Annotated in this window: 13 protein-coding genes and 2 tRNA genes; 13 read left to right on the top strand and 2 right to left on the bottom strand. The window is 41.9% G+C overall.

The window, feature by feature from the left end:
* Positions 1-75 precede the first annotated feature (75 nt).
* Positions 76-702, top strand: coding sequence for a uracil phosphoribosyltransferase (upp, locus tag L2747_RS11540; protein WP_220782374.1), 627 nt, complete (start codon positions 76-78; stop codon positions 700-702).
* A 143-nt stretch (positions 703-845) separates the two neighbouring features.
* Here upp and L2747_RS11535 read toward each other — a convergent pair whose 3' ends face one another.
* A complete protein-coding gene (locus L2747_RS11535) occupies positions 846-2,165 on the bottom strand; it encodes a Na+/H+ antiporter family protein (RefSeq protein ID WP_248999181.1) in 1,320 nt (439 codons plus the stop codon).
* A gap of 317 nt (positions 2,166-2,482) precedes the next feature.
* Here L2747_RS11535 and L2747_RS11530 point away from each other — a divergent pair, with 317 nt between their 5' ends.
* Positions 2,483-3,088, top strand: a complete 606-nt coding sequence (locus L2747_RS11530; RefSeq protein ID WP_248999180.1) for a peroxiredoxin — start codon at positions 2,483-2,485, stop codon at positions 3,086-3,088.
* Positions 3,089-3,184: 96 nt separating this feature from the next.
* Here L2747_RS11530 and rnt read toward each other — a convergent pair whose 3' ends face one another.
* Positions 3,185-3,859, bottom strand: a complete 675-nt coding sequence (gene rnt, locus L2747_RS11525) for a ribonuclease T (RefSeq protein WP_248999179.1) — start codon at positions 3,857-3,859, stop codon at positions 3,185-3,187.
* Between the two features lie 140 nt (positions 3,860-3,999).
* Here rnt and L2747_RS11520 point away from each other — a divergent pair, with 140 nt between their 5' ends.
* The 11 genes from L2747_RS11520 (at position 4,000) to L2747_RS11470 (ending at position 13,409) form a co-directional block, all read left to right on the top strand.
* Complete coding sequence (locus L2747_RS11520; RefSeq protein WP_248999178.1) at positions 4,000-4,869, top strand: flagellar protein MotY; 870 nt, start codon at positions 4,000-4,002, stop codon at positions 4,867-4,869.
* A gap of 655 nt (positions 4,870-5,524) precedes the next feature.
* Positions 5,525-7,681: a prolyl oligopeptidase family serine peptidase gene (locus L2747_RS11515; protein WP_248999177.1), complete on the top strand. Its 2,157-nt coding sequence runs from the start codon at positions 5,525-5,527 to the stop codon at positions 7,679-7,681.
* A gap of 242 nt (positions 7,682-7,923) precedes the next feature.
* On the top strand, positions 7,924-8,322 hold the full coding sequence (ybgC, locus tag L2747_RS11510) for a tol-pal system-associated acyl-CoA thioesterase (protein WP_248999176.1): 399 nt from the start codon (positions 7,924-7,926) through the stop codon (positions 8,320-8,322).
* Positions 8,312-9,001, top strand: coding sequence for a protein TolQ (tolQ, locus tag L2747_RS11505; protein WP_248999175.1), 690 nt, complete (start codon positions 8,312-8,314; stop codon positions 8,999-9,001). Before ybgC ends, tolQ begins: the two co-directional genes overlap by 11 nt.
* On the top strand, positions 9,001-9,438 hold the full coding sequence (gene tolR, locus L2747_RS11500; protein WP_248999174.1) for a protein TolR: 438 nt from the start codon (positions 9,001-9,003) through the stop codon (positions 9,436-9,438). The genes tolQ and tolR overlap by 1 nt, the downstream gene beginning before the upstream one ends.
* Position 9,439: 1 nt before the next feature.
* The gene (gene tolA / locus L2747_RS11495) at positions 9,440-10,375 is read left to right on the top strand and encodes a cell envelope integrity protein TolA (protein ID WP_248999173.1); all 936 of its coding nucleotides are present in this window, start codon (positions 9,440-9,442) and stop codon (positions 10,373-10,375) included.
* Positions 10,376-10,384: 9 nt separating this feature from the next.
* Positions 10,385-11,707, top strand: coding sequence for a Tol-Pal system beta propeller repeat protein TolB (gene tolB, locus L2747_RS11490; RefSeq protein ID WP_248999172.1), 1,323 nt, complete (start codon positions 10,385-10,387; stop codon positions 11,705-11,707).
* A 23-nt stretch (positions 11,708-11,730) separates the two neighbouring features.
* Positions 11,731-12,270 carry a peptidoglycan-associated lipoprotein Pal gene (gene pal, locus L2747_RS11485; protein ID WP_220782363.1) on the top strand — a complete coding sequence of 180 codons (540 nt, stop codon included), beginning with the start codon at positions 11,731-11,733 and terminating at the stop codon, positions 12,268-12,270.
* 25 nt (positions 12,271-12,295) lie between these two features.
* Positions 12,296-13,021: a tol-pal system protein YbgF gene (gene ybgF / locus L2747_RS11480; protein WP_248999171.1), complete on the top strand. Its 726-nt coding sequence runs from the start codon at positions 12,296-12,298 to the stop codon at positions 13,019-13,021.
* A gap of 194 nt (positions 13,022-13,215) precedes the next feature.
* Positions 13,216-13,291, top strand: a tRNA-Lys gene (locus tag L2747_RS11475).
* A 42-nt stretch (positions 13,292-13,333) separates the two neighbouring features.
* Positions 13,334-13,409 (top strand) — tRNA-Lys (locus tag L2747_RS11470).
* Position 13,410: the final 1 nt, after the last annotated feature.

Raw genomic sequence — 13,410 nt, 5'->3', positions numbered from 1 at the left:
TTTCCTGTACGAACAAATCTACTAGAATCGTTAAAATTTACCGTGAAAAATACGTTAGAAAATCAGGAGAACAAAATGAAAGTCGTTGAAGTTAAGCATCCTTTAGTCCGTCATAAAATTGGATTAATGCGCGAAGGTGACATTAGCACAAAGCGTTTTCGCGAATTAGCGGCAGAAGTAGGCAGTCTACTAACATACGAAGCAACGGCTGATTTTGAAACTGAAAAAGTAACGATTGATGGTTGGAATGGTCCGGTTGAAATTGATCAGATCAAAGGTAAGAAGGTGACAGTTGTGCCTATCTTACGTGCTGGTCTAGGTATGATGGACGGCGTTCTTGAGCACGTTCCAAGTGCACGTATCTCTGTTGTCGGTATTTACCGTGACGAAGAAACGCTTGAGCCAGTACCTTATTTTGAAAAACTTGCTAGCGACATGCCATCACGTATCGCACTTGTGGTTGACCCAATGCTTGCAACTGGCGGCTCAATGATTGCGACTATCGACCTATTAAAAGATCGTGGCTGTACAGCGATTAAAGCGCTTGTATTAGTTGCTGCGCCAGAAGGTATTGCTGCACTTGAGAAAGCACACCCAGATATTGAGCTTTTCACTGCGTCTATTGATGACTGCCTAAATGAGCAAGGTTATATCTTGCCAGGTCTTGGTGATGCAGGCGATAAGATTTTTGGTACTAAATAAGTATTAAAGTTTTGTCATAGGTTAAGTTGGTTTGAAGGTTATCTAACTAAATCACTTAACAAAAAAAGGAGCCTAATGGCTCCTTTTTTGTTCTCATTTTTCTAGGACCTAGGACCTAGGACCTTAAATACCCAAGCCTAGGCCTACAGCACCATTGCCGCAATCCAGCCAAACACGAGTAAAGGAATGTTGTAGTGAATAAAGGTTGGAATAACGCTGTCCTTCATATGGTCATGTTGACCATCGGCATTAAGACCCGCGGTTGGGCCTAGAGTTGATTCAGACGCAGGTGAGCCTGCATCACCAAGCGCTGCTGCAGTGCCGACTAGCGCAATAGTTGCTTCAACAGAGAAACCAAAGCTCATGGCTAAAGGAACATAGATAGCTGCAATAATTGGAATTGTTGAAAACGATGATCCAATGCCCATAGTGATTAGCAAGCCTACAAGTAACATCAAAAATGCAGCCAAGGCTTTATTATCGCCAATTGCTGTATTCATCATTTCTACTAAGCTGCCTACATCTCCAGTACCTTTTATTACCGCTGCAAAACCTGCGGCAGAAATCATGATAAAGCCAATATTAGCCATCATGCGCACGCCTTGGTTAAAGATGTCTTGGTCGGCAACGTGCTTAAGTGCGCCAGAAAAACTAAATACAATAAAGCCAATCAAAGCACCGAAAATCATTGAGCCGGTATAGAGCTGCACTACCAAGGTTGAAATCACGGCAATCACGGCAATCACAATATTACGCTGGTTTAAGCCTTCTTCTGGCTCTACAGCTAGAATTTGCTCTTCTTTATATTCACGAGGCTTACGGTAGCTAATGAAAATAGCGACCAATAAACCAAATACCATACCGAGAGCAGGAATAAGCATCGCTGGGGCTACTTGAGCTTGAACAGCTTGCAAATCATTACTGTTTAGATTGGTAAGTAAAATGTCATATAAAAAGATGCCGCCAAAGCCAACAGGCAATACCATATAAGTCGTCACTAAGCCAAAAGTCAGCACACAAGCGACTAAGCGGCGATCCATTTTTAATTTTGACATTACGTGTAGTAATGGTGGAATTAAAATAGGAATAAAGGCTATATGGATAGGAAGAATATTCTGTGAAGAAATAGCCATTGCAAGAATGGTTAATAGTAACACCCAGCGCACGAAGTTATTGTTGGTACTATTTTGCTCTTTACCAAGCAAGCTAATGACCTTGCTTGAAATTAGCGTTGTTAAACCTGAATGCGACAAGGCAACAGCAAAAGCGCCCAATAGAGCATAGCTCAATGCGATTTGTGCGCCACCACCAAGGCCAGTATTAAAAGCTGCGACCGTTTGATGCAGATCCATGCCACCAACAAGACCGGCAACTAAAGCGGAAATGGTAAGCGCAATGACGATATTAACTCTAGCTAAACTGAGGCCTAACATTAGGCATACAGCGATGACAACAGCATTCATAATATGATTAATCTATTTCTTATATTTGAAGTTGCGACCATTTTTGCCTGTTAATACGCATGATGTCCAGTAACTATGCTGGATATCTTGAATTCAAACAGAGTTGTGAATTAGCTGTACCTTAATATGCAAACAAAGTGTGAATAGCTGCATTAAAAACAGGGCTAAGCTGATGGGATAGTGGTCAGTTAACAGAATAATCATTTAAAAAAGTGATATTGCTCGCAAATAGCTTGTATAGAGTAAAACACTGCATATAATGCTTTTAGATTTAAAACGAAACAGCGTTTTTAGCAATCCATAGATGGAGAAATAAAATGAGCGTATTAGTCGGCCGTCCGGCCCCTGATTTTACTGCTGCTGCAGTACTAGGTAATGGTGAAATTGTTGATACCTTTAACCTATCTGAAGCAATTAAAGGAAAGACAGCCGTAGTATTCTTCTACCCACTAGATTTCACTTTCGTGTGTCCATCAGAGCTAATTGCTTTTGATCACCGCATGGATGAGTTCAAGAAGCGTGGCGTTGAAGTAATCGGTGTTTCAATCGATTCTCAGTTTACTCACAATGCATGGCGTAACACGCCAATAGACAAGGGTGGTATTGGCCAAGTTCAATACACGCTAGTTGCTGACGTTAAACATGAGATCTGTAAAGCATACGATGTTGAGCATCCAGAAGCGGGTGTTGCATTCCGTGGTTCATTCCTTATCGACAAAGAAGGTCAAGTTCGCCACCAAGTGGTTAACGATCTACCACTAGGTCGTAACGTTGACGAAATGATCCGTATGGTTGATGCACTTCAATTCCACGAAGATCACGGTGACGTTTGCCCAGCAGGCTGGGAAAAAGGCGACAAAGGTATGGATGCAAGCCCAGAAGGTGTTGCTTCTTACCTAACTGACAATGCTGACGCACTATAATTTCTAAAAAATTGTAAGTTGCTAAAGCATAAAAAAAGCTGCGATTATCGCAGCTTTTTTGTTTTAAATTATAGGTTTATAAAAATCTGTTTTCGCTTAAGACTCTGCGATTTGCTCAGCTTTACCTTCAGTTTCATCTGTAATAAACGGCCAACCACCTAAAGCTTTCCAGCGGTTTACAATTAAGCAAAATAGCTCTGCTGTACGTTCAGTATCATAGAGTGCTGAATGTGCTTCACGATTATCAAACGGGATCCCTGCCATAGCGCAAGCTTTAGCTAAAACGGTTTGGCCAATAGCTAAACCTGCAAGTGCTGCAGTGTCGAATGTGGCGAATGGATGAAACGGTGTGCGTTTAAGCCCATTTCGTTCAATCGCTTGGGTAACAAAGCCATGATCAAAAGCAGCGTTGTGAGCCACAATAATACTGCGATGACAACCTACGGCTTTTTGCGCCTTTTTCACTTCTTTAAATATTTCTAAGAATGCTTCTTTTTCACTAACGGCACCGCGCAGCGGGTTTGTTGGATCGATACCTGTAAATGCTAATGCTTCAGGCTCAAGGTTTGCGCCTTCGAAAGGTTCTATATGGAAATGTAATGTTTTATCGAGCGCTAGAACACCGTCTTCATCCATTTTAAGCATAGTGACGGCAATCTCTAAAAGCGCGTCTGTTTTTGAGTTGAAACCAGCAGTTTCAACGTCAATGACCACTGGGAAGTACCCTCTAAAGCGGTTTTTCAATAAATTAGGGTCTAAAGTGTCAGTCATTAAAATTTCCCAAAAGAGTGCAAGTGACTATTATGCGGCAACTGATGATCACTGTCATGTGCGTTTGCTGAATTTATAAGCTAAAGAAAGATAAATCTTTGCCGATAGAGAGTAGTCATACAAATTTAGAGAGTTAATTTATGCGGCATTGGTTAATTTTAACATCATTATTGTTGCTCCCTTTATCTGCACAGGCAGATCTAAGGCAATATGTAGCTTCATTAGAGGAGTCGCAGTGGCGTTTGAGTGGTAATAATCCTGTTATGTGCCGCTTAGAGCATGATATACCATCATACGGTAAAGCCGTGTTTACTAGCTATGCGGGTAAAGATCATAACCTTAATTTTAGTTTGGATATGTGGGTTAAACCGGACCAAGTGACTCAAGCTAAATTGGTGAGTATGGCACCGGCGTGGCGACCTGGTGTGGTATCAAAAGATATTACTGAGCTGACTTATCAAAAGTACTTTAGCGGCGAAGTACCGCGTAATGCTGCTTGGTCCATGTTGGCCGAACTTGAAAGCGGCATGCAGCCGACATTTTATTATGCCGATTGGTATAACGAATCGAACAAGATAGCTGTTGGGCTTTCAGCTGTTAACTTTAGACGTCAGTATTCTGAGTTTAAGTCGTGTTTATCTTCATTATTACCTTACTCATTTGAAGATATCGCTTTGACGGTATTAACTTACGAGTCGGGTGGTACAGAGTTAACACGTTATTCAAAGTCGCAAATAGCACGAGTGCAAGAGTACTTAGCTTATGATAAAAACGTCGACTTAGTTTTAATTGATGCTTATACAGATAGTTATGGTGGGCGTAGTGCCAATATGCGAGTGTCTGAGCAACGTGCGGACTCAGTCAAAGAGTTTTTTGTCGCCAGTGGTATTGGTCAAGGCCGTATTCATACAATGGGCCATGGCGAGAAAAGACATGTTGCATCGAATCAAACGATTGAAGAACGTTCTCGAAACCGCCGAGTAGTGATTAGGATTAGTAAGCCACTTTAGCTAAATAAAGACGTCTAAATTTGTAGTCATTAGCCTAACAGAGATGTTGGGCTTTTTATTGGGTAAAATTTGGTTGTTAATGATGTTATTTAAATTTTAGACAAAAAAAAGCCCGCTTACATGTAAGCGGGCCGCAAAAATAAATCATTGCAATCAACAAATTGAAGGAAGGAAGTCAAGCATAAGAACCAGGGATATAACTTCCGTGGATAACCACCAAAGTTTAAGAGTTCTTGTTTTCGAATCTACTAGGCAGACACTTCCTGAAAACAAGACGAATTATAGAGTTGTAGAGCTTAAGTGACAAACTAGAATTATTAGAGTTTACCATTAGTTTTGCTAATGAATGTGGTGTGCAGGCTTGCTGCAAAAATCTGCGTTACCCCCTATTGTTGTGGTGTTGGTCACATTTAGCTTGAGGTTTCGCATGATATTTTATTTATCTATGTTACTAAATTATTAACAGTTGCTGCGCATAATCATTATCAATATTAAATAAACAATCTTTGCGATGTAATTTTTTAGTTTGTATAGTGCCCCAGAAGCCGGACGTTAAGTAACTCAAGATAACAATAAGATTATCTAATTGTATGACTGCTTAGCGGTATCAACAGAACTCTTAATGATAAAAGAGTCAGTTAATCAGGGATAAATTATGCGAATTAAATCGATACTCACTAAAAAGCATTTATTAGCGGTGGGATTAGGTCTTGCGATTGTAGGTTGCCAGTCACAACCTAGCGTAGACAGCGGTGAAAGTGTTATTAGCGAAAATAATGGTGGCGTAGTAGAGACTATTCATGGAGTGCAAGTATCCGACCCGTATCGTTACCTTGAAGTTGAGTCAGACAGAACCAAAAAGTGGGTCAGTGAACAACAAAAGGCCGGTAATGCTTATTTAGCAAATATTGAGAACAAACAGGTAATTGTTGACCGTATTACTGAATTATGGAATTTCGAAAAAATTTCAGCACCTTTTGAAAAAGGCACAAACACCTTTTATTACCGTAATAATGGCTTGCAGGCACAATCTGTTCTTTATGTAAAAAATGCACAAGGCCAAGAAAAGATAGCACTTGATCCTAATAGTTTTTCTGATGACGGTACAGTCGCCTTATCGGGTGTATCGGTGAGTGATGACGGTAAGACGTTAGCTTATGGAGTTTCAAAATCAGGCTCTGATTGGCAGGCTTGGCATTTTGTCGATGTTGCTAGCGGAAAGAAATTAGCCGACGAGTTAGATTGGATTAAATTCTCTAGTGCAGTGTGGAATAGTGACAATAGCGGTGTTTATTATGCACGTTATGATGCTCCTGAAGGTGGCAATGCTCTAGCTGATGTTAACTTTAATCAAAAGGTGTATTTTCATAAAATTGGTACGCCGCAAAGTGCTGACACGTTAGTCTATGAGCGCCCGCAAAATAAAGATTGGGGCTTTGGCATTGAAGTATCAGAAAAAGGTGACTACCTGCTGCTGTATATTTCCCAAGGTACCGACAGCCGTAACCGCTTCTTTTATAAGTCGCTTAAGGATCCAAAAGCTGAAGTTGTAGAGCTTATTCCTGATCTAGAGGCTGAATATAGCTTTATTGGCAATGACGATTCGGTTTTCTATTTCAAAACCGATTACAACGCTCCGAATGGCAAAGTCATCGCCGTTGATGTGAATAATATTGACAAACAGAACTGGCAGACGATTATTCCTGAACTGAGTGATCCTATTAGCAATGTGGTAATTGTGAACGATCATCTCGTGGTGAGTTACTTGCATGATGTATTGGGGAAACTCACCATTTACAACATGAATGGTGATAAACGCCAAGATGTGACGCTTCCTGGTAAAGGCAAGATTGCTGGTCCATATGGCAAGCGCAGTAAAGATTACTTCTATTATGTATTTAATAGTTACATCCAGCCGCAAACAACTTATAAGTTCGACTTTAAAACTGGTGAGTCAAGCGTTTACTCAAAACCAGATATCTCATTTGATCCAAATGACTACGCTTCAGAGCAAGTATTTTATACCAGTAAAGACGGTACTAAAGTGCCTATGCTGATCTCTTATAAAAAGGGGATGAAAAAGGACGGTCAAAACCCAACATTGCTTTATGCCTATGGTGGTTTCGCTATCTCTATGACGCCGCGTTTTAGTCCAGCAAATATTGCGTGGATGGATATGGGTGGGGTCTACGCAGTACCTAACCTTCGTGGTGGTGCAGAGTACGGTGACAGCTGGCATAAAGCGGGTATGTTCGATAAAAAGCAAAATGTATTTGATGATTACTATGCTGCAGCCGAGTACTTAATTGATGAAAATTATACAAACTCTTCAAAGTTAGGTGCGTATGGTCGTAGTAATGGCGGTCTATTAATGGGAGCGGCAATCACCCAGCGTCCAGAGCTTTTTGCCGCAGTTTTGCCTGCGGTAGGTGTACTCGATATGCTTCGCTTCCAAAAGTTTACTATAGGTTGGGCATGGACCAGTGAATACGGTAGTGCCGACAATGCTGAACAGTTCCCTGCATTATATGCTTACTCGCCATATCATAACCTTAAAGAACGAGCTTATCCTGCAACTATGGTGATGACTGCTGATCATGATGATCGCGTTGTACCTTTGCATAGCTTTAAGTTTGGTGCCTTGATGCAAGAGATGCAGCAAGGTGATGCGCCGGTCATTATGCGTATAGAATCAAAAGCAGGTCATGGCGCAGGTAAGCCAACTTCAATGAAGATTGATGAGTTTGCCGATATCTATAGCTTCCTTTGGCACAACTTTGGTTTGCAAGTACCGGCCAAAATTGGACAGTAAAGCTATTTTTAAAATGTGATTTTAAAGGAAGCTTCGGCTTCCTTTTTTTGTGGCTGAAAAACGCCAGAGTACTCGACTGCTGCAGGGGACGTCAGTTTGGACGCTTATGCAACAATCATTTAAGATGATTAACAAAATTTTATGAAGAAGGGCATTGCATATCACATATCGCGATTCACAATTGCATACTGGCTAGGTATAGTAGGCCTCTATTTTATCTTATCGATTGGCGATTATCGTTTATGTTTCGTTGGCCTATTTCGGTTTATTATGAAGATACAGATGCAGGTGGCGTTGTTTACCACTCAAATTACTTAAACTTTTTTGAGCGGGCACGCACGGAATGGTTACGCGCTATAGGCGTGAGTCAAACCGCGCTTCTTGCTGATGACGTAGCCTTTGTCGTTAAACGTGCAGAATTAGATTTTTGTAAAGCCGCACGATTTGAACAGAACCTTATTGTAGAAACCAAGGTCATACAACTTAAGAAAGCATCAATGGTGTTCGAGCAACGCCTTATCGATGAGCATGGTGTGGTGTATTGTGAGGCAGAAATACTTGTTGCTTGCATCGCTTTATCCCGCATGAGACCCATAGCCATTCCCCAAAATATTGCGCAGGAGTTTAAAGGTGGAAGCTGATATTTCTTTTATTGGATTATTTTTACAGGCAAGTCTTTTAGTTAAATTTGTAATGCTGACCTTGCTTGCTTTATCAATTGCCTCTTGGGCTGTTATTTTACAGCGTCGAAAGTTACTTACCGCAGCGAGAACCGAAGCTTTAAAGTTTGAGGATAAGTTTTGGTCAGGTGTAGACCTCAATAAACTGTATCAAGAGTTATCAGCAAGACAAGATAGCAATACAGGCCTCGAAGCGCTATTTGTTACTGGCTTTAAAGAGTATGCGCGTTTAAACAAGCTAAATGGCCGCGTGCCAGAAGCCGTGATGGATGGCAGCTACCGTGCAATGCGCGTGTCGTTGTCACGTGAATTAGAGAAGCTTGAAACTCATCTCCCTTTATTAGCCACCATTGGTTCAACTAGCCCTTATATTGGCCTGTTTGGTACGGTTTGGGGGATCATGAACTCCTTTATCGCATTGGGTGCAGTTGAAAATGCCACACTCGCCATGGTTGCTCCGGGTATTGCTGAAGCCTTGATTGCAACTGCTATGGGTCTATTCGCCGCTATTCCAGCAGTAATTGCCTATAACCGTTTTTCTACTCAAGTAGAAAAGATAGAAATGTCTTACGCTAACTTTATGGAAGAGTTTTCTAGCATCCTGCATCGTCAAGCATATAGCGAGAAGGAACAGGCATAATGCATCAAGGCTACCAAAGGAAGCGCCGCCGTCCGGTTGCTGAAATTAACGTGGTGCCCTATATCGATGTGATGTTGGTACTGCTGATTATTTTTATGGTAACGGCACCGATTGTTAGCCAAGGGGTAAAAGTTGATTTACCTCAAGGTCAAGCAGAGCCTCTGCCATCTGACAGCAAGCCTCCAGTGGTTGCATCGATAGATGCTATGGGTGAGTACTATTTGGATGTAGGGAGTTCGAGCAGCAAAGAAGTATTGGATCTTGAAGAAGTTGCAGTACGAGTTGGTGCCATTATTCAGCTAGAGCCTGAACGTCCTGTTGTTGTAAAAGCTGACCGTTCAATCCCTTATGAAAAAGTGATCCAGTTAATGGTGACTCTTCAAGGGGCAGGGGTGCCTTCTGTGGGCTTAATGACCGATTCGCCGGAGGCTAACTAAAGTGGCGGCTAAATCTGATTTAACGCTACCAGTTGCGATTTCAGCTGGAATTCATATTGGCGTGATAGTTATTCTTGCCTTAGGTGTTGATTTCTCGGAAAAACCGAAACCGCAACCACAAGCTAGTGCACCCGCAGTACAAGCTGTTGTTGTTGACCAAAAAAAGGTCGCCGAGCATGTTGAAAGGTTAAAAGCGGATAAACGTGAAGCAGAACGTAAAGAGAAAGCGCGTCAGGATGAAGCGGATAGACGCGTACGTGAAGCGAGGAAAGAGCGTGAACGTGAGCAAGCGCAGATTAAGCGACTTGAGCAAGAGCGTAAACAGAAAGAGATAGAAACCAAAAATGCAGCAGATGCGGCAAAAGCTGCGCAGTTGAAGCAAAAGCAAGAGAAAGAGAAAGCAGCCAAGGCTGAAGCTGAACGTAAACAGAAAGAAGCTGAGCGTAAAGCATCTGAAGAAGCGGCACGTAAAGCGGCTGAAAAACGTAAAGCTGAAGAAGCTGCTGCTAAAAAGGCGGAAGACGAGCGAAAACGTAAAGCAGAGGCTGAACGTAAGCGAAAAGCAGAAGAGCAAGCTCGACGTGAGCAAGAGCAAATGATGCAAGATGCATTAGCTGCTGAACAGGCAGCACTGTCTCAAACCCGTAATAAGCAAGTCATGACCGAAGTTCAACGCTACACCTCTATGATCAAAGCAACGATTCAACGCAACTTGGTTGTTGATGAGTCTATGCGAGGTAAGAGTTGTCGAGTGTTTATTCGACTTGCTAACGACGGTTTTGTTACTGCAAGTCAAACACTTGATGGTGACAGCGTTGTTTGCCGAGCAGCCAAAGCCGCTATTAATAAAGCGGGAAGATTGCCTGTCTCGAATGAGCCTGATGTTTATAACAAGCTAAAAGAAATTAATTTAACTGTTCAACCTGAGTTCAATTAAAGGAACCGTATGAAAATTTTTGGGAAATGGTTGCTCGCGAGCCTGCTTATTTGCAGTATGCCGGTAAAGGCTGCGTTAGATATTGTCATTACTGAAGGTGTTGATGCCGCTAGACCGATAGCTGTTATACCTTTTGTTTGGCAAGGTACAGGCCCTATGCCATCACAGATCTCTGATGTTGTGATGTCAGACTTAGCACGAAGCGGTACTTTTAGTCCGGCTGATGAACTGAGTTTGCCTCAGCGTAATATTAGTACTTTAGCGCAGTTTGACGCTAAAGCTTGGATGGCCCAGCCTGCAGAAGCAGTTGTTATGGGGTCTATCAAGCCATACCCAGGTGATAAGTACTTAGTCACTTTTGAATTGATTGATTTAGTTAAAGCGCAATTGCAGCCCGACTCTGCATCAAAGCAAGATTTGGTTATCGATAGCCGTGAAACGATTATTAGTGCAGCACAGTTCCGCCAATACGGTCACCGAATCAGTGATGTTGTGTATGAAAAGCTTACCGGTATTCGCGGTGCGTTCTTAACCCGCATTGCTTATGTGGTAGTTAATCATGGTGAAAAATCACCTTATAAATTAATGATTGCTGATTATGATGGCTATAACGAACAGATGTTATTGCGTTCGCCAGAGCCATTAATGTCACCTTCTTGGTCTCCTGATGGGCAACGCCTTGCTTATGTAAGCTTTGAAAACCGTAAAGCAGAAGTTTATGTGCAAAACATTTATACTCAACAGCGTACTAAAGTAACAAGCTTTGATGGTATTAATGGCGCGCCAGTATTTTCGCCTGACGGTAAAAAATTGGCTGTAACATTATCTAAAGATGGTCAACCTGAAGTTTACGTTGTTGATATCGACACAAAAGCAATTAAACGTGTAACGAATCACTATGCTATTGATACTGAGCCATCTTGGTTCCCTGATGGTAAGTCATTACTTATTACGTCAGAGAGAGGCGGCCGTCCGCAGCTATATCGTGTTTTCTTAGATTCAGGTAAGATTTCGCGTTTAACCTTCGAAGGCGAATGGAACCTTGGTGGTTCTATCGCACCGGATGGACGCAGCATTATTTTTGTTAATCGAACAAACGGTAAGTTTAATATTGCCCGTATGGATTTAGAAACTCGCTTTATGCAAGTGCTAACCAGTACGCGATTAGATGAATCACCAAGCGTGGCACCTAATGGCACCATGGTTATTTACGGAACTACCTACCAAGGCAAGCAAGTGTTAGCTGCGGTTTCTATGGATGGACGTTTTAAAGCAAGACTGCCAGTCGGGCAGGGTGAAGTTAAATCACCGTCTTGGTCACCATTTCTCTAACTATAAAGATTAAGGATTTTAAAATGGATCTGAATAAGCTATTTAAAGCGATGCTAGTCGTACTTCCAATTATGGCTATCAGCGCATGTAGCTCGACTTCTGAGTCTGAAACAGATGCAACGAGTTCAACTGAGTCATCTTCATCAAGTGAATATGCGAATAATGGTGTAGAAACTGGTGGTGTAGCGCCTGTATTGACCCCGGAAGAGCAGCAACGCCTTAAATATCAAGAGTTGAGAAAAGAGCACATTATCTATTTTGATTTTGACCGCAGCTCAGTATCACAACAGTTTGCTGAAGTATTAGATGCTCATGGTGACTACTTAGTTGAACATCCAAATGTTCGTGTAATGATTGAAGGCCATGCCGATGAGCGTGGAACACCGGAATACAACATTGCACTAGGTGAGCGCCGTGCTAAAGCCGTTGCTAAATATTTGCAAGGCATGGGCGTTCAGCCAAGCCAAATGAGTATTGTTAGTTATGGCGAAGAAAAGCCAATGGATTTTTCTCGTAACGACGAAGGTTTTGCTAAGAACCGTCGTGCTGTACTTGTTTACTAATTTTTACTGGTAAAAGGTTTACCTCATGAAACACGCTGTTTTATCAGCGGCAATCATCTTAGTTGCAGGTTCTGTTTACGCAGCACCTGCACCTGTTTCAGATATTGCTGGTGGCTCTACTGATGATAGAGTCTCTCGTTTAGAACGAGTTATTAAAGCTAAGCAACAAAACGAATTTCAAATGCAGCAGCGTTTGGAGACATTACAGCAAGAAGTACTCGATCTTCGTGGCTTAAGTGAACAACAGTCTTATCAGATTGAACAGATGCTGCAAAGACAGCGCCAGTTATATGAGGATATTGCTAACCTTTCAGCTAAGCCTGCAGTTCCCGTTGTTGTTAATACTTCAGCGTCGCCTACAACTGCACCTTCAAGTCTTGGTGAAACGGCAAGCTATGAGCAAGCGGTTAACTTGGTACTAAAAGATAAAAAGTATGAAGCTGCAATTCCTGCTTTTGCTCAGTTTATTCAAAACTATCCAAATTCAAGCTATGCACCTAATGCTAATTATTGGTTGGGCCAACTTCTTTATAATAAGAGTGAGTTTGTTGGTGCTGCAAAAGCTTTTACCACAGTTGTTGAAAAATACACCGATTCAGGTAAACGTGGTGAAAGTTTAGTCAAGCTGGGTATGATTGCCGAAAAAACCGGTGATAAGGCAAAGGCAAAGGCTTATTACCAAAAAGTTACCAATGAATATGCAAATAGCGCAGCAGCGAGAATTGCGTTGCAGCAACTTTCATCACTTTGATGCTGATTTATTCAGAAAACAATCTCTTAGATTGTTTTTCAGGCAAACAAAGAAAAATGGGAAATTTGCGCTTGCATGCGAATCTGAAAAAGGTATTATAGGCGCCCTCAGAGCGACACAGTCGTTTGAGGGCATCTTAACCCTCTAAGTTGGTTAATCTAGCTTATAAGGTGAAGATGTTAGTAATACCAGATGGGTCGTTAGCTCAGTCGGTAGAGCAGTTGGCTTTTAACCAATTGGTCGAAGGTTCGAATCCTTCACGACCCACCACTTTTCTACAAGTGGCTAAAGAAGTAGAAAGCAATACTAGATGGGTCGTTAGCTCAGTCGGTAGAGCAGTTGGCTTTTAACCAATTGGTCGAAGGTTCGAATCCTTCACGACCCACCAC

Origin of the sequence: Shewanella marinintestina (genome assembly GCF_023283845.1) — a bacterium.
GTDB lineage: Bacteria > Pseudomonadota > Gammaproteobacteria > Enterobacterales > Shewanellaceae > Shewanella > Shewanella marinintestina.
The sequence above is the reverse complement of the archived record's forward strand: the minus strand, read 5'-3'. Positions and strand labels throughout refer to the sequence as shown.